The organism is Sphingomicrobium nitratireducens (genome assembly GCF_026157035.1).
In the GTDB taxonomy this organism is placed as follows: domain Bacteria; phylum Pseudomonadota; class Alphaproteobacteria; order Sphingomonadales; family Sphingomonadaceae; genus Sphingomicrobium; species Sphingomicrobium nitratireducens.
Window position 1 is genome coordinate 1,326,498 of the sequence record NZ_JANJZA010000001.1, and the last position, 15,516, is coordinate 1,342,013.

The following is a 15,516-nucleotide window of genomic DNA, read 5'->3' on the forward strand; positions in this document are numbered from 1 at the left end:
CCACGGAAAGGACCAATCCCATGTTTTTCGGATCGATCCCGGCGCTCGTCACCCCGTTCAAGGGGGGGCGAATCGACGAGGACGCCTATGCTTCCTTCGTCGACTGGCAGATCGAACAGGGGTCGAACGGGCTCGTGCCGTGCGGCACGACCGGCGAGAACGCGACGCTCACGGACGAGGAGCACAAGCGGCTGATCACCATCGCGGTCGAGACGGCGAACGGGCGCGTGCCCGTCCTGGCGGGCTGCGGGGCGAACGACACCGCCAAGGCGATCAAGCTGACCAAGGCGGCGATGGAGGCGGGTGCCGATGCGGCGCTCCATGTCCCGCCTTATTACAACCGCCCGAACCAGGACGGCATCTACGCGCATCTTGCGGCGGTCGCCGACCTCGGTTTCCCGATCGTCCTCTACAACGTGCCCTCGCGCACCATTACTGACATCGCGGTCGAGACGATGGGCAGGCTTGCGGCGCTCGAGGCGGTGATCGGGGTCAAGGACGCCACCGGCAACCTCGCGCGCGTCACGGCGCAGCGGCTCGCCTGCGGCACCGACTTCGTCCAGCTGTCGGGCAATGACGACATGGCGCTGGGCTTCAACGTCATGGGCGGCGTGGGCTGCGTGTCGGTCACTGCCGATGTCGCGCCCAAGCTTTGCAGCGACTTCCAGGCGGCGACACGCGAGGGGCGCTGGGACGATGCGCTGGCGCTCCAGGACCGGCTCTATCCGCTCCACGCGGCGCTGTTCAGCGATGCCTCGCCGGCCCCTGCCAAGTATGCGCTGTCGCGCATCCGTCCCGAATTTCCGGGCGAACTGCGCCTGCCGATGACCGAGGCCTCGGACGCGTCCAAGCGCGCGATCGACGAGGCGCTGGAGATTGCGGGGCTCACCGGATGAGCAAGGCCTTCAACAAGGTGAAGGTGGTCGCCGACAACCGCAAGGCGCACTACGATTACAGTGTCGAGGAACGCTTCGAGGCCGGGATCGAACTGAAGGGCACCGAGGTCAAGGCACTGCGCGTGGGCGAGGGGTCGATCAAGGAAAGCTACGCCACGATCGAGGATGGCGAGGCGTGGCTCGTCAACGCCAACATCCCCGAATACAGCCACGGCAACCGCCTCAACCACGAACCGCGTCGCCGCCGCAAATTGCTCCTCCACGGCCGCGAGATCAGCAAGCTGCATGGCGCGATCACGCGGCAGGGAATGACGCTCATCCCGTTGTCGATCTATTTCAATTCGGACGGCCGCGCGAAGGTCGAGGTCGCGCTCGCCCGGGGCAAGAAGGCGCACGACAAGCGTGCCGCGATCAAGGAACGCGACTGGAAGCGCGAGCAGGCGCGGGTGATGCGCAGCCATGGCTAGGTCGAAGACGTTCCTCGCCGACTGGCTCAAGCGCCACGCGCCCTCGCGTCACGAGTTGGCGCAGAGCCGCTGGCTCAAGCCGGTGCGCCACTACATCCTAGCGTCGGAATATTGGCGGTTCACGCGGCGCAGCGTCCCGCGCGCGATCTTCGCGGGCACCTTCATCGGCATCTTCCTGATGATCCCGGGCCTCCAGATGATCGGCGCGACGATGATGTCGATCCCGATGCGCGCCAATATCCCTGTGGCGGCCGCGGTGACCTGGATCTCGAACCCGGTGACGACGCCCTTCTTCCTGATCGCGGCGCTCGAGACGGGCAGCCTGTTCGGTTTCCCGACCGACAATTCGGCGTTCTTCGACCTCCTGAGAAGTCATGCGCCGATCAGCGAATGGATCGAGTGGACCTTTTCCGCCGCCGCTCCGTCGATGATGGTCGGCTTGTTCGTGATCGCCGTCGTGTCCGCATTCGTCGCGTGGGGCGTGTCGTTGGTCGGATGGCGCTTGTGGGTATCGCGCAAGTGGCGACAGCGTCCTGCGCGCGAGGAATAGAACTCTCCCTTATATTTCAGGAGCTTTGAATGATCCGTTTGACGACCCTTCTGCTCGCTTCGAGCGCGCTTGCTGCCTGTTCGGGCCAGTATGGCGAAACCGCCAGCGCCAGCGAGACTGCCGCACCGATCGAGCAGGTTGCCGCCGAGCCCGCGGGCGAGCCCGAACTTGGCACCTTCGGCTTCGATGTGGCCGGCATGGACCGGACGGTCGATGCGGGCGACGACTTCTACAAGTGGGCCAACGGCACCTGGGCGGCCAACACGCCCATCCCCGAGGACAAGTCGAACTACGGCATGTTCGGCCGCCTCGACGACCTCTCGAAGCTGCACACCCGCGCGATCATCGAGCAGGCGGCCAACGATCCCGCCAGCCGCGTCGGTGTTGCCTACCGCTCCTATCTCGATACGGCGCGCATCGACGCGCTCGGTCTTGCCCCGATCCAGCCCTGGCTCGACGAGATCGCTGCGATCGAGAGCTTCTCGGACTATGCGACGATGGTCGGAAAGGCCGATCGCCTGAGCATCGGCGGCGCGCCGGTGGGCTGGTTCGTCGGCCAGGACAGCGGCAATTCGGAGCGTTACGTGCTCAACCTCTACCAGTCGGGGACCGGGCTTCCGGACCGCGACTATTATCTCGAGGACAATGAGCGCTTCGCCAAAACGCGTGCGGCCTATGTCGACTATCTCGCCGACATGCTGGGCTTCACCGGGGCCGAGAACGCCCGCGCGCGCGCCGAGGCGATCCTCGCCTACGAGACCAAGCTGGCCGAGGTCCACTGGGACCGCAACGCGCTGTCGGACAGCGAGAAGACCTATAATCTTCGCAGCTATGCCGACCTCGAGGCGCTGGCGCCCGAGTTCGACTGGGACGCCTTCGCCGCCGCCTCGGGCCCCGAGTTCACCGAACTCAACATCATGACCCCCGAATCGGTCGCCGCCGGCGTCAAGATCGCCTCGCAGACCGATCTGCAGGTGCTCAAGGACATCCTCACCGTCCGCTCGCTCTCGAGCCTGTCGGCCTACTTGCCGACCGAGATCGACAAGCGCGACTTCGCGTTCAACGGAACGGTCCTGTCGGGCACGCCCGCCCAGCAGGAACGCTGGAAGCGCGCGGTCAACTTCGTCTCGGGCTCGCTGCGCGACGATGTCGGCAAGGCCTATGCGGAGAAGCATTTCACCGCCGAGACCAAGGCCGAGATGAAGAAGCTGGTCGACAACGTGGTCGACGCGATGCGCATGCGCATCCGTAACGCCGAGTGGATGGCCGACGCGACCAAGGCGCAGGCCGAGGACAAGCTCGACAAGTTCACCGTCAAGATCGGCTATCCCGACAAGTGGCAGCCCTATGAAGGACTGACAATGGTTGAGGGCGACGCGTTCGGAAACGCGTTGCGCGCCCGCGTCTGGGGTCACGAGGACGCGCTGGCCAAGCTCGGCGAGCCGCTGCGCCGCTGGGAGTGGGGCATGGCGCCGATGACGGTCAACGCCTACGCCAATTTCGGCCAGATGGAGATCGTCTTCCCGGCCGCGATCCTGCAGCCGCCCTTCTTCGATCCGAATGCCGACCCGGCGATCAACTATGGCGGTATCGGCGCGGTGATCGGGCACGAGATCAGCCATCACTTCGACGACCAGGGCGCGAAGTACAACTCGAGCGGCAACCTCATCAACTGGTGGAGCGAGTCCGACTACGAGAACTTCACGAACCGCGGCAAGGCACTGGTGGACCAGTATAATCTCTACGAGGTCTTCCCGGGCGAATTCGTCGACGGCGAGTTCACACTTGGCGAGAATATCGGCGATCTGGCCGGTCTTGCGGTCGCCTACGATGCCTACAAGGCCTCGCTCGGCGGCAAGGAAGCTCCGGTCATCGACGGCTTCACCGGCGACCAGCGCTTCTTCATGGGCTGGGCGCAGGTGTGGCGTCGCAACTATCGCGACGAAGAACTCAAGAACCGCCTCAAGACCGACAGCCACTCGCCGTCGGTGCAGCGGACCTGGGTCGTGCGCAACTTCGACGCATGGTATGACGCCTTCGGAGTGACCCCGGAGGACAAGATGTACCTGCCGCCCGAAAAGCGCGTGACGGTCTGGTAAGCGAAGGGTGCTGGAGCGGCACACCGCGCTGATCGACGGCCTGCCCGACGATGGCGGCCCGCGCTGGCTCGTGCCGGTGCTGGTCGCCGCCGCAGCGGCCAGCGGTGTGCTGCTCCTCCTTCTGGCCGGTCGCCCCGTGGCGGCCGGCATCTTCTTTGCGGTGCTGGCGACGATCATCGGGGTCGCCGCATTGATCGACCGTCGCCGCGCCGCGACGGGCGAAGCGATCGCTGCGCTGCCGCTGGCGCTCGGCGCGCCACCCGACCTGATGCTCGTGTCGGCGGCCCTGTCGCTGACCGAGGAAGCCGCGGTCGTCACCGACAGTTCGGGACGCCCCGTGTCGGCCAACGCCGCCTACCGCCACCGTTTCCGCGAGGTGGCCTCGCCGCTTGACCTCGCCACCGACGAAGACGGGCGCGAGGCGCTTGCTGCGGCGCGCGAACTGGCGATGCGCGAGGGCGAGGGGAGCGCGTCCGGCATCGGAGCAGGTGGACCGCCGCTCCACGTCGACATCCGCCGCATCGGCGGCGGCACGCCGATGCTTCTGTGGCATTTCCCGCGCGCGTCCAAGCCCGACATCCTTCAGGTCGCCGCCAAGCGCATCGCCGGCGTGACCGGCGAGCGGCTCGCCTCGGCAGGCGTGCTGGCCGCTTTGGTCGACGATCGCGGGCTGCTGCTGGCGGCCAACAAGCCGTTCTCCGTCCGCGCGGTGCGCGAGCGGCCGCGCGGGCGCCCGCGCTTTTCCGATCTCGTCGCCACTACCGAGGACGGGCATATCCAGCTGCTCGCGGAAGGCGAACAGGCGCCGGTGATGCGCGCCGTCCACGTCCCGCTCGACCCCACCCGCGAGGGCGGGGCGGGTACGCTCCTGATGTTCGAATCGCACGAACAGGCCGGGCTGGCGACCAGCGACAACGTCCAGGTCCTCCTCGAGATGCTCCCGCTGGGCCTTGCACTGGTCGACCGCGACGGGCGCTTCCTGACGATGAACAAGGCGTTTCGCGTGGCGGCGGGCATCGTGCCGACCGAGGCGCCTTCCTATCCCGGCGACCTCGTCGTCAAGGAAGACAAGGCGGCGGTCGCGGACACGGTACGCCGCCACGTGCGCGGTCCGTCCATGTCGGTCGACCTAGCCGTACGTCTGTCAAGCCAGCCCAAGGAGCCGGTCGCGCTGACCGTCGCGGGGCTGCGCGGGATCGGGGACGCGGCGGTGCTCCTGCTGCTCAAGGACAATAGCGAGGAAGCCAAGCTCAAACGCCAGATCGCGCAGGCGACCAAGATGCAGGCAGTCGGGCAACTGGCGGGCGGCGTCGCGCACGACTTCAACAACATCCTCACCGCGATCCTGGGCCATTGCGACCTGATGCTGATGCGCCACACGCCGGGCGACAGCGACTACGACGACATCCAGCAGATCAAGTCGAACGCCAACCGCGCGGCCGGCCTGACGCGCCAGCTGCTCGCTTTCTCGCGCCAGCAGACGTTGCGCCCCCAGGTGCTCCAGCTTCCCGACGTCGTCAGCGAGGTCAGCCACCTCCTGAAGCGCCTGCTCGGCGAGACGGTCGAATTGAAGGTCAAGCACGGCCGCGCCCTCGGGGCGGTGCGTGCCGATCCGGGCCAGCTCGAACAGGTGATCGTCAACCTCGCTGTCAACGCGCGCGACGCGATGCTCGACAAGGGCGGCGGCACGCTTACCATCCAGACCTATTCGGTGAGGGCGGAACAGGTCGCAGACATTGGCAGCGAGATCCTGCCGGTCGCCGACTATTCCGCCATCTCGATCGCCGACACCGGATCCGGGATTCCGCCCTCGGTGCTGGGCAAGATCTTCGAGCCCTTCTTCACCACCAAGGAAGTCGGCAAGGGCACCGGGCTCGGCCTGTCGACCGTCTACGGCATCGTCAAGCAGTCGGGCGGCTTCATCTTCGCCGACAGCAAGGTGGGCGAGGGGACCAAATTCGTCATCTACTTGCCCGTCCACGAGGTCAGTGCGGCCGAATCCAAGGCGCGCGCGCCAAAGGCGCCCGACGAGGACAGCGAATTGTGGGGCACGGGTACGATTCTGCTGGTCGAGGACGAACCGATGGTGCGAACCGTCGCCGAACGCGCGCTCACTCGCCATGGCTACACAGTGCTGACCGCGACCAACGGCGAAGAGGCGCTCGAACTGCTCGAGGGAGGCAACGATGTCTCGCTGCTCGTCTCCGACGTGGTGATGCCCTTGATGGACGGGCCGACGATGGGGCGCGAGGCGCGCAAGGACCGGCCCGACCTGCCGATCCTGTTCATGTCAGGCTATGCCGAGGAACAGCTCAGGAAATCGATCGACATCGACAATGTCGCCTTCCTGCCCAAGCCCTTCTCGGTCCAGGAGCTGGCCGAGGCGGTGCGCGCGGTGCTCGCCGAGAAATAGACTTGGCGTGCGGCGGATGCTCGCGCTATCGAGACGCCATGAGTAGCCGCATCCTGATTGTCGAGGACGAACCATTGATCGCGATGATGCTCGAGGATTTCCTCGACACGCTCGGTCACGAGGTGGTCGCGACCTGCGAGAGCGTCGAGGAAGGCCTCGCGGCGGTCGAGCGTGGCGGGATCGACGCGGCGATCCTCGACGTCAACCTGCGCGGCGAGAGCGTCTGGCCGGTGGCGCGCAAGCTGCAGGAGGCGGGGGTGCCCTTCATTCTGGCGAGCGGCGGCCATGTCGAGGAACCGCCGGCAGGGTTCGAGAGCATCCCGGTACTCGCCAAGCCCTATACGATCGATCGCGTGAAGCCGCTGCTCGCCGAAACCCTGTCGCTCGCCTGAAAACTTTCTTTTGTTCCCCTCTTGTTCCATGAGAACAAATACGGTACGGGTTCGTCATGACCGGGCGAGAAGGTCGCGCCCGTTGACGAAAGGGGACACATCATGGCAGCCCAGCTCAAAGTCGTGAATTCGGACGGAGACAAAGTGAACAGCGAACGTCAGAAGGCGCTCGACGCCGCCCTCGCGCAGATCGACCGCGCGTTCGGCAAGGGCTCGGCCATGAAGCTGGGCAGCCGCGAGAAGATCGAGATCGAGACCATCTCGACCGGCAGCCTCGGCCTCGACATCGCGCTGGGCGTCGGCGGCCTGCCGCGCGGTCGCATCATCGAGATTTACGGGCCGGAAAGCTCGGGCAAGACGACGCTGGCGCTGCACGCCATCGCCGAGGCGCAGAAGGAAGGCGGCACTGCGGCCTTCGTCGACGCCGAACATGCGCTCGATCCGGTCTATGCCAAGAAACTGGGCGTCGACATCGACGAGCTGATCGTCTCGCAGCCCGATACGGGCGAGCAGGCGCTTGAGATCGTCGACACGCTGGTGCGTTCGAACGCGATCGACGTGCTGGTGGTCGATTCGGTCGCCGCGCTGGTGCCCAGGGCCGAGATCGAGGGCGAGATGGGCGACAGCCATGTCGGCCTCCAGGCCCGCCTGATGAGCCAGGCGCTGCGCAAGCTGACCGGCTCGATCAATCGTTCGAAGACCACCGTCATCTTCATCAACCAGGTGCGCATGAAGATCGGCGTGATGTACGGCAATCCCGAGACGACGACGGGTGGCAACGCGCTGAAATTCTACGCCTCTGTCCGTCTCGATATCCGCCGTACCGGCCAGATCAAGGATCGCGACGACATCGTCGGCAACGCGACCCGCGTGAAGGTCGTCAAGAACAAGGTCGCGCCGCCGTTCAAGCAGGTCGAGTTCGACATCATGTATGGCGAAGGCGTGTCCAAGATGGGCGAAATCCTCGACCTCGGCGTCAAGGCCGGCCTGGTCGAGAAGTCGGGCAGCTGGTTCAGCTACGACAGCACCCGCATCGGTCAGGGGCGCGAAAACGCCAAGACCTTCCTCAAGGAAAATCCCGATGTCGCCAAGCGCATCGAGGACGCGATCCGCGGCAAGACCGCGGTGGTCGAGGAAGCGATGATGACGGGGCCGGAACCCGAAGACGACGCCTGATCGGCGGGTCCTGCCGCTAACTTCCTTCGGGCCCGGGGCAGCGTTCCTGCTCCGGGCTTCGTTGTTTCGGGAGCTCGGCGAACAGCTTTCCGCGTTCGGTCGCAAGGACGATAGCAACCGCGGCGATGCCGCACAGCGCGACGCCCGACAGGTAAGGCGTCACCGTGCCGTCGAAATGTTGGCCGATATAAAGCCCGATCGCGGCGGCGACGATCGTCCCCACCATGCCCTGGACCGAGCTGGCGGTCCCTGCGACCGAGGCCATGTTGGTCATTGCCAGCGTGCCGAAATTGGCGGTGGTGAAGGCGAAGCAGACCAGCATCGCCGACATGAACAGGGTGAAGGAGACGAGGCTCGACCCGACCGCAAAATGCCAGGCGAGGTGGGCCAGCGCGATTGCCGCGAACCCGACCATGCCCCAATGGCCGACATGGTGGAGACCGTAGCGCGTGACGATGCGGCTGTTGGCCCAGCTGGCCAGGCCCATCGGGCCGGCGATCGCGGCGAACACGATCCCGATCGACGAGGCCGCGCCGAACACCTGGTCGACGATCTGCTGGATCGAGGCGAGATAGGCGATCAGCGTGGTGAAGATGGCGGCGAGCCCCAGCGTGTAGCCGACCGACAGGCGGTCGGTGGCCGCGATGGCGATCGCGCGGCCGATGTCGCGCGGATCGAGCGAGCGACGATATTCGGGGTGGAGCGTCTCGGGCAGGCGCAACGTCCCCCAAAGGAGGACGAGCAGCCCGTAGGCGCCCAGCGCCCAGAAGATGATGCGCCAGCTGCCGACCAAGAGGATGCCCTGGCCCACCGACGGGGCGATGACGGGTACGACCATGAACACCATGAAGGTCAGGCTCATGATCCGCGCCATCGCCTCGCCCTCGTAGAGGTCGCGCACGATCGCGGTGACGAGGACGCGGCTGACCGCGCCTGCCGCGCCCATGCCGAAGCGCGCGGCGACCAGCAGCGTGAAGTCGCGCGCGGTCGCACACACCACGGCGAACGCGGCGTAGAGCAAGATGCCCGCGGTCAGGACGGGCTTGCGCCCGAAGCGGTCGGCGAGCGGCCCCCACAGGAGCTGGCTGGTCCCGAAGCCGAACGTGTAGGCGACGATCACCCACTGGCGGCGATTGTCCTCGGTGACGCCGAGGCTGTCGCCGATATCGGGTAGCGCGGGCAGCATCGTGTCGAGCGCAAAGGCGTTGAGCGCCATGAAGGCCGCGAGCAGGGCGACCATCTCACGGCTTCCGCAGCGGACGCGGGGCGGGGGACTGGCGGGTGCTTCCATCGACGCGTGCTGGCCCAAGCGGGCGCAACATGCAACAAGCGACGCGCGAAGTGAGGAGGCCTGCCGATGAGGATCGATCGACGTTCGTGGTTGCTGGGGTCGGGCGCGCTCTTTGCGGCGACAGGTTTGTCCTTTCCGGCCCGGGCCGCATGGCAGGCGGATGGCGCCCCGCTTCCTGCGCCCATCTCGTCCGCAGAACGGCTTGCGCGCATCGCCAAGGCGCAGGCGCTAATGGCGAAGAACGAGATTGGCGCGGTCCTCGTGGAAGCGGGGCCAAGCCTCGACTATTTCACCGGCGTGCAGTGGTGGCGCTCGGAGCGCCTGACAGGAGCGGTGATCCCGGTCGAGGGCGATCCGATCATCGTCACGCCCTTTTTCGAGAAGCCTTCGGTCGAGGAGACATTGTCGGTCCCCGCCGAGATCCGCACCTGGCACGAGCATGTCGAGCCGCTGGGGCTGGTCGCCGACTTTCTTCACGAGAAGAAGCTCGCCGACCGCAAGGTCGGGATGGAGGAAACCAACCGATTTTTCCTGTTCGACCGGCTCCAGTCCGAACTGCCGGGCGCGCGGATCGTGTCGGCGAACCCGGTCGTGCGCGGCTGCCGGATGTTCAAGTCGCCCGCCGAGATCGCGCTGATGCAGGCGGCGAGCGACATCACGCTGGCCTCGATCGGCGCGGTGATGCCCAAGGTGAAGCCCGGCATGACCGAGGGCGACGTCAAGGCGATGTTGGCGAGCGAACAGATGGCGCGCGGCGGGAGCAGCCCTTGGGCGCTGGTCCTGTTCGGCGCGGCGGCGGCGCTTCCCCACGGCACCGGCAAGCCGCAGAAACTCGAGGCCGGGCAGGTGGTGCTGGTCGACACGGGCTGCGAGGTCCATGGCTACCAGTCGGACATCAGCCGCACCTGGGTGATGGGGACGCCGAGTGCCAAGCAGCGCGACGTCTGGAACCATGTCGCGGAGGGGCAGCAGGTCGCCAACCGCGCGGCGCAGCTCGGAGCGAGCGCGGGCAGTGTCGACGATGCGGTGCGCGCCTATTACGCTACGCTCGGCTACGGGCCCGACTACGCACTACCCGGCACGTCGCACCGCACCGGTCATGGCATCGGCATGGAGGGCCACGAACCGATCAACCTGGTGCGCGGCGAAACCGGAACATTGCGCCCCGGCATGTGCTTTTCCAACGAGCCGGGCATCTACCTTCCGGGCGAATTCGGCGTCCGGCTCGAGGACTGTTTCCACATGACCGAAGCCGGCCCGACCTGGTTCTCGGTTCCGCCCACCAGCATCGACGAGCCGCTCGGGCGCTCGGGAGGTCCCGCATGATCATCGTCCATCACCTCGAGAATAGCCGTTCGCAGCGCTTGTTGTGGCTGCTCGAGGAATTGAAGCTCGACTACGAGATCAAGCGCTACGAGCGCGCCAAGGACATGAGCGCGCCCGACAGCCTGCGGAAGGTCCACCCGCTCGGCAAGTCGCCGATCCTCGAAGAGGGCGAGGTGACCTGGGTGGAAAGCGGGGCGATCCTCGAACATCTCGCCGAGGCCCATGCGCGTTTCGGGCGCCCCGAAAGCGTCGACGAGGCGCGGCGCTTCACCCAGTTCCTCCATTATGCCGAAGGCTCGCTGCTGCCGCCGATGTTCGTTCTGCTGGTCGTCATGAAGCTCGGGATTCTCGGGCTACCCGCGCGCAAGCCCATGAAGCGGCGGATCGAGGAGCATCTCGACTATGTCGAGCACGAGCTTGAAGGGCGGACCTGGTTCGCCGACGAGCGGCTGACGATCGCCGACATGATGATGAGCTTCCCGCTCGAGGCGGCGCAGGCGCGCGGGCTGCTGGGCGAGGCCCGTCCCAATATCGAGGCCTGGCTCAAGCGCTGTCACGAGCGCCCCGCCTACCAGCGCGCGCTCGAACGCGGCGGCGACTATGCCTATGCCGGTTGACGCGAGGGGCGCGGCCCGCAACAGCTAGGCGCGACGAATTTCTGAAGGGGGAGCAAGCATGGACGTGGCAGCGAAGAAGGGCGGCATCCCGCTCCAGTGGCAGATGCTGATCGGCTTCATGGTCGGCCTGGTGTTCGGCCTGTTCGCCAACGCCTTCGCGCAAGGGGCGGGGTGGGTCGATTTCCTCACCACCTACGTGACCGGACCGATCGGGCAGATCTTCCTGCGGCTCCTCTTCATGCTGGTCATCCCGCTACTCTTCTCTGCGCTGGTCGTGGGGATCGCCGAGATGGGCGATGTCCGACAGCTCAAGCGCGTGGGCTGGAAGACGCTGGGCTTCACCGTCGTCGTTTCGGGCATCGCGGTGGTGCTCGCACTGACCGTCGCCAACGTCTTCACGCCGGGCGCAGGGGTCGATCCTGCGCTTGCCAATTCCTTGCTCGAGGACGCCCGCGAAGGGGCCGGCGCGATCATCCAGCGCAATGCCGAGATGCCGACCGGGCCCGACGCCTTCCTTGCGCTCATCCCGACCAACATCATCACCGCGATGAGCGCCAACGACATTCTCGCCGTGATGGTGTTCGCGCTGATCTTCGGCATCGGCCTTCTCGTCACCGACACGCCGCAGGCGAACAGGCTGCAGGACGCGATCGAGGGCGTGTTCCACGTCGCGATGAAGCTCATTATGTGGATCATCCGCCTCGCGCCGATCGCCATCGCCTGCTTCATGTTCAACCTCGCCTCCGTGTTCGGATGGGACCTGCTCATCCGCCTGTCGGCCTATGTCGGCGTCGTCCTGCTCGCGCTCGGCGTGCACATGTTCGTGGTCTATCCTATCGTGCTGCGCGTCGCGGGCGGCGTTTCGCCGGTGTGGTTCTTCAAGGGCGTGCAGGAGGCCATGGTGATGGCGTTTTCGACCGCCAGCTCGAACGCGACGCTGCCTTACGCGCTCAAGGTCGCCGACGAGAATCTGAACCTTCCGCGCCGCGTCGCGCGCTTCGTGTTGACCATCGGCGCGACCGCCAACCAGAACGGCACCGCCATCTTCGAGGGCGTCACCGTCCTGTTCCTCGCGCAATTCTTCGGGGTCGAACTGTCGATCGGGCAGCAGGTGATCGTGCTCCTGATGTGCATCCTGGGCGGCATCGGAACCGCGGGCGTGCCGGCGGGCAGCCTTCCGGTCGTCGCGCTGATCCTCGCGATGGTCGGCGTGCCGCCCGAGGGCATCGGCATCGTGCTGGGCGTCGACCGCTTCCTCGACATGTGTCGCACCACGCTCAACGTCACCGGCGACCTTGCCTGCGCGACCGTGGTCAGCCGCGGCGAGCCGCACGAGGACGAGCCGGTCGACGCGGTGCCGGAGCCGCAGCCCGCGGCGTGAACCCGCTCGACGATCTCGACCCGAGATATCGCACGGTGCTGTGCGATGTCTGGGGGGTGATCCACGACGGGGCGAGGCTGTTCGACGGGGTCGCCGGGCGCTTCGAGCGCTGGCACAGGGAAGGCCGCAAAGTCATCATCCTCACCAACGCCCCGCGTCCGGCCGACCGGGTCGAGCGCGAACTGGAGGCGATGGGCCTGTCGCCCGATCATTGGGATGCGCTGACCAGCTCGGGGCAGGCAGGGATCGAGGCGCTGACCCACCCGCCGCGTCCGGTCGGCTTTGCTGGCACGCGCGCCGACTTCGAGGATCTCGAGGCGCATGGCGTCCGGTTCGCGACTGCGCAGCAGCCGCATGACGAGATCGCGCTGACGGGCCTCGACGAATATCGGTACGAGGTCGCCGACTATGCCGGCGAGCTCGAGGAGTGGCGCATGCGCGACATGCTGCTCCATTGCCTCAATCCCGACCGGATCGTCGTCCATCGCGGCCAGCGGCTCGTGTGCGCGGGAGCGCTTGCGGATGCCCACGCGGCAAATGGCGGGCGGGTCCGCTTCTACGGCAAGCCCGAGGCGCCGATCTTCGAGCACGCGCTGGCGCTGGCCGGAAATCCCCCGCGCGAGGAAGCCGTCATGGTGGGCGACGGGCCGATGACCGACATGCTGGGCGCGTGCCGGATGGGACTCGACGCGGTGTTCGTGCGCGGCGGGATACAGGAGGGCGAGGATTACGAATGGGGCGCCGAGTTCGGTGACTGGCGCCCCATCATGACGGTCAGCGAACTCTAGGCCGGCTGCGTGTCGTCCGCCTCGCGCGCGACGATCTGGTCGGCGAGGCTGCCGTTGAGCTCGGCCAGATGGTCGTACTCGGCCTCGTAGCTTGCCAGCCCCTGGCTGAGCGAGCGGAGCTCGGCCTCGAGCCCGTCCAGTTCTGCCGTGGGCAGCATCATGTCGATCCGGTCCCATCCGTCCCATCCGTCGCGCGGAACCATGCCGAGCATCTGGCCGCGCCGGGACGCGAGCGAACTCGACACCTTGCCCGAAGCATTGGTCGGGCAGACGATCGAGAGCTTGTGCATCGGTTCGAGAAGATGCGGCTTGGCCTCCTTGAGCGCGTCGCTCATCGCGATGCGGCCCGCGGTGCGGAAGGCGAGTTCGGAACTGTCGACGCTGTGATAGCTGCCATCCAGCAGGGTCACCTCGACGTCCACCACCGGAAAGCCGAGCGGGCCCTTCTCCATCGCGTCCTTCACCCCGGCTTCGACCGCGGGGAAATACTGGCGCGGCACGTTGCCGCCCTTAACCTGTTCGGTGAAGCGGAAGCCTTCGCCGCGCGCGAGCGGGCGAATGGAAATGACCACGTCGCCATACTGGCCGTGGCCGCCCGACTGTTTCTTGTGGCGCCCGCGCACTTCGACCGGCTTGCGGATCGATTCGCGGTAGGCGACCTGCGGGCGCTTCGACTTGACCTTGACCCCGTAACGGTTTTCGAGCCGCTGCAACGCGGTGCGGACATGGTCCTCGGTAACGCCGGTCAGGCGGATCTCGTGGCCGTCCTGCTCGACGCCGAGCCCGGCATCCTCCTCGACGATCTTGGCGAGGGCGCTGGTCAGGCGGACGTCGTCCTTGCGCTCCTCCGGTTCGATCGCGAGCGCGACATTCTTCGCGGGCAGGTCGATCTCGACCGGCGGGGGCAGTTTGCCGCCCTCGGCAACCCAGTCTCCCGCGCGCCAATTCTCGATCTTGGCGATGGCGACGACCTGGCCGGGCGCGGCCTCGCCGAGCTTTTCGGTCTTGTCGCCCTGGACGGCCAGGATCGCGCCGATCTTGACGGTCTTGCCGCCGCGCGTCCCGTATTCGGTGCCTTCGCTGACGGTGCCGCCGAAATTGCGCGCGAGCATCATCCGCCCGACCGCGCTGCCGTTGGACAGCTTCATGCCGTAGAGAGCAGGGGCCTCGACCGAGAGGCGCTGCTCGGTGATCTCGTGGGTCGGACCGTCGTGGCGCAGCGCCTTGAGCAGGCGTCGCACGCCCCATTCGCCGGTCGCCGAACCGAACAGCACCGACACGCCCAGATTGTCCTCGGTCTCATGGTGGAGGTCGGCGAAGATGCGCTTGTCCTCGGGCGTCTCGTCCATCAGCAACTGCTCGAGCAGCGTGTCGTCATGGTCGGCGAGCTGTTCGAGCATGTGGGTGCGCGCGTCCTGCTCCTCGGATTTCAGATTGTCGGGGATATCGACCCGTTCGGACGCCTTGCCGGGCTGGTAGGAGAAGGCGCGTTCGAGCGCGAGGTCGACGAAGCCGGTGACCCTGTCGCCGTCGCGGATCGGCAGTTGCCGCGCGATCAGCGGCGAGACGCTCATCGGCTGCAGCGCTTCGAGGAGGTCGCGGATGCTGCCGCGCGCCTGGTCGATGCGATTGACGAAGACGAGGTGGGGAACGCCCAGTTCGTCCAGCGTGCGCAACGCCGGCGCGGCCAGCGGGGCTCGCGCGGGATCGGGATCGACTACGACGATGGCGAGATCCGCGATCGCCACGCCGCGCGTCGCATCGGCCGAGAAGCCGACCGCGCCCGGCGCATCGACGATCCCGAATTCCTCGCCCAGATAGGAGAAATGCATGAGGTTGAGTTCGGTCGAGCCGCCGCGCGCACGCGCTTCGGCATTGGCGTCACCGATGCTGTTTCCCTCGTCGACCTTCCCTAATCGGTTGGTGGCACCGGCCGCATGCAACAGAGCTTCCGCCAGACTGGTCTTCCCCGCACCCGCCGCTCCGACGAGTGCGATCAGCCTGTGACCCGATTGATTGCCGTTGGTGGTGCCCATGGTCGCGTCTCCCCTTGCCTCGAAGATACGAAGCGCGAGTCGCGAGTGGAGCGGCTAGCGCTTCCAAACGAGTAGAGTCGGACT

The 15,516-nt window shown here is 66.6% G+C and carries 13 protein-coding genes; 11 read left to right on the forward strand and 2 right to left on the reverse strand.

Translation table 11 applies throughout. The features are described 5' to 3' along the window. Positions 1-20: 20 nt before the first annotated feature. The 7 genes from dapA to recA all read left to right on the forward strand — a co-directional run bounded on the left by dapA (position 21) and on the right by recA (position 7,993). Complete coding sequence (dapA, locus tag NNY25_RS06890) at positions 21-896, forward strand: 4-hydroxy-tetrahydrodipicolinate synthase (RefSeq protein WP_265570610.1); 876 nt, start codon at positions 21-23, stop codon at positions 894-896. Next, a complete protein-coding gene (gene smpB, locus NNY25_RS06895; protein ID WP_265570611.1) occupies positions 893-1,363 on the forward strand; it encodes an SsrA-binding protein SmpB in 471 nt (156 codons plus the stop codon). The genes dapA and smpB overlap by 4 nt, the downstream gene beginning before the upstream one ends. Beyond that, a complete protein-coding gene (locus NNY25_RS06900) occupies positions 1,356-1,913 on the forward strand; it encodes a DUF2062 domain-containing protein (protein ID WP_265570612.1) in 558 nt (185 codons plus the stop codon). Before smpB ends, NNY25_RS06900 begins: the two co-directional genes overlap by 8 nt. A 29-nt stretch (positions 1,914-1,942) precedes the next feature. After that, on the forward strand, positions 1,943-4,012 hold the full coding sequence (locus NNY25_RS06905; protein ID WP_265570613.1) for a M13 family metallopeptidase: 2,070 nt from the start codon (positions 1,943-1,945) through the stop codon (positions 4,010-4,012). A 7-nt stretch (positions 4,013-4,019) separates the two neighbouring features. Beyond that, the gene (locus tag NNY25_RS06910) at positions 4,020-6,425 is read left to right on the forward strand and encodes a hybrid sensor histidine kinase/response regulator (RefSeq protein WP_420854322.1); all 2,406 of its coding nucleotides are present in this window, start codon (positions 4,020-4,022) and stop codon (positions 6,423-6,425) included. Positions 6,426-6,463: 38 nt separating this feature from the next. After that, positions 6,464-6,817 (forward strand): response regulator, encoded by a 354-nt coding sequence (locus tag NNY25_RS06915; RefSeq protein ID WP_265570614.1) that lies wholly within the window; start codon positions 6,464-6,466, stop codon positions 6,815-6,817. A gap of 102 nt (positions 6,818-6,919) precedes the next feature. Further along, positions 6,920-7,993 (forward strand): recombinase RecA, encoded by a 1,074-nt coding sequence (gene recA / locus NNY25_RS06920; protein ID WP_265570615.1) that lies wholly within the window; start codon positions 6,920-6,922, stop codon positions 7,991-7,993. A gap of 16 nt (positions 7,994-8,009) precedes the next feature. Here recA and NNY25_RS06925 read toward each other — a convergent pair whose 3' ends face one another. Further along, a complete protein-coding gene (locus NNY25_RS06925) occupies positions 8,010-9,233 on the reverse strand; it encodes a multidrug effflux MFS transporter (protein WP_265570616.1) in 1,224 nt (407 codons plus the stop codon). Between the two features lie 117 nt (positions 9,234-9,350). Here NNY25_RS06925 and NNY25_RS06930 point away from each other — a divergent pair, with 117 nt between their 5' ends. The 4 genes from NNY25_RS06930 to NNY25_RS06945 are packed head-to-tail and all read left to right on the forward strand — an operon-like array spanning position 9,351 to position 13,396. Beyond that, a complete protein-coding gene (locus NNY25_RS06930; RefSeq protein WP_265570617.1) occupies positions 9,351-10,610 on the forward strand; it encodes a M24 family metallopeptidase in 1,260 nt (419 codons plus the stop codon). Beyond that, positions 10,607-11,227, forward strand: a complete 621-nt coding sequence (locus NNY25_RS06935) for a glutathione S-transferase family protein (protein WP_265570618.1) — start codon at positions 10,607-10,609, stop codon at positions 11,225-11,227. Before NNY25_RS06930 ends, NNY25_RS06935 begins: the two co-directional genes overlap by 4 nt. A gap of 58 nt (positions 11,228-11,285) precedes the next feature. Beyond that, on the forward strand, positions 11,286-12,608 hold the full coding sequence (locus NNY25_RS06940) for a dicarboxylate/amino acid:cation symporter (protein ID WP_265570619.1): 1,323 nt from the start codon (positions 11,286-11,288) through the stop codon (positions 12,606-12,608). Further along, a complete protein-coding gene (locus NNY25_RS06945; protein WP_265570620.1) occupies positions 12,605-13,396 on the forward strand; it encodes a TIGR01459 family HAD-type hydrolase in 792 nt (263 codons plus the stop codon). The genes NNY25_RS06940 and NNY25_RS06945 overlap by 4 nt, the downstream gene beginning before the upstream one ends. On the opposite strand, the gene NNY25_RS06950 is transcribed toward NNY25_RS06945, so the two are convergent. Next, complete coding sequence (locus NNY25_RS06950; protein WP_265570621.1) at positions 13,393-15,432, reverse strand: elongation factor G; 2,040 nt, start codon at positions 15,430-15,432, stop codon at positions 13,393-13,395. The genes NNY25_RS06945 and NNY25_RS06950 overlap by 4 nt on opposite strands. Positions 15,433-15,516: the final 84 nt, after the last annotated feature.

What these genes read in the sequence shown, in the direction of transcription:
- dapA (WP_265570610.1), top strand. Translation starts at nt 21, where the DNA reads ATGTTTTTCGGATCGATCCCGGCGCTCGTCACCCCGTTCAAGGGGGGG.
- smpB (WP_265570611.1), top strand. Translation starts at nt 893, where the DNA reads ATGAGCAAGGCCTTCAACAAGGTGAAGGTGGTCGCCGACAACCGCAAG.
- NNY25_RS06900 (WP_265570612.1), top strand. Translation starts at nt 1,356, where the DNA reads ATGGCTAGGTCGAAGACGTTCCTCGCCGACTGGCTCAAGCGCCACGCG.
- NNY25_RS06905 (WP_265570613.1), top strand. Translation starts at nt 1,943, where the DNA reads ATGATCCGTTTGACGACCCTTCTGCTCGCTTCGAGCGCGCTTGCTGCC.
- NNY25_RS06915 (WP_265570614.1), top strand. Translation starts at nt 6,464, where the DNA reads ATGAGTAGCCGCATCCTGATTGTCGAGGACGAACCATTGATCGCGATG.
- recA (WP_265570615.1), top strand. Translation starts at nt 6,920, where the DNA reads ATGGCAGCCCAGCTCAAAGTCGTGAATTCGGACGGAGACAAAGTGAAC.
- NNY25_RS06925 (WP_265570616.1), bottom strand. Translation starts at nt 9,233, where the DNA reads ATGGTCGCCCTGCTCGCGGCCTTCATGGCGCTCAACGCCTTTGCGCTC.
- NNY25_RS06930 (WP_265570617.1), top strand. Translation starts at nt 9,351, where the DNA reads ATGAGGATCGATCGACGTTCGTGGTTGCTGGGGTCGGGCGCGCTCTTT.
- NNY25_RS06935 (WP_265570618.1), top strand. Translation starts at nt 10,607, where the DNA reads ATGATCATCGTCCATCACCTCGAGAATAGCCGTTCGCAGCGCTTGTTG.
- NNY25_RS06940 (WP_265570619.1), top strand. Translation starts at nt 11,286, where the DNA reads ATGGACGTGGCAGCGAAGAAGGGCGGCATCCCGCTCCAGTGGCAGATG.
- NNY25_RS06950 (WP_265570621.1), bottom strand. Translation starts at nt 15,432, where the DNA reads ATGGGCACCACCAACGGCAATCAATCGGGTCACAGGCTGATCGCACTC.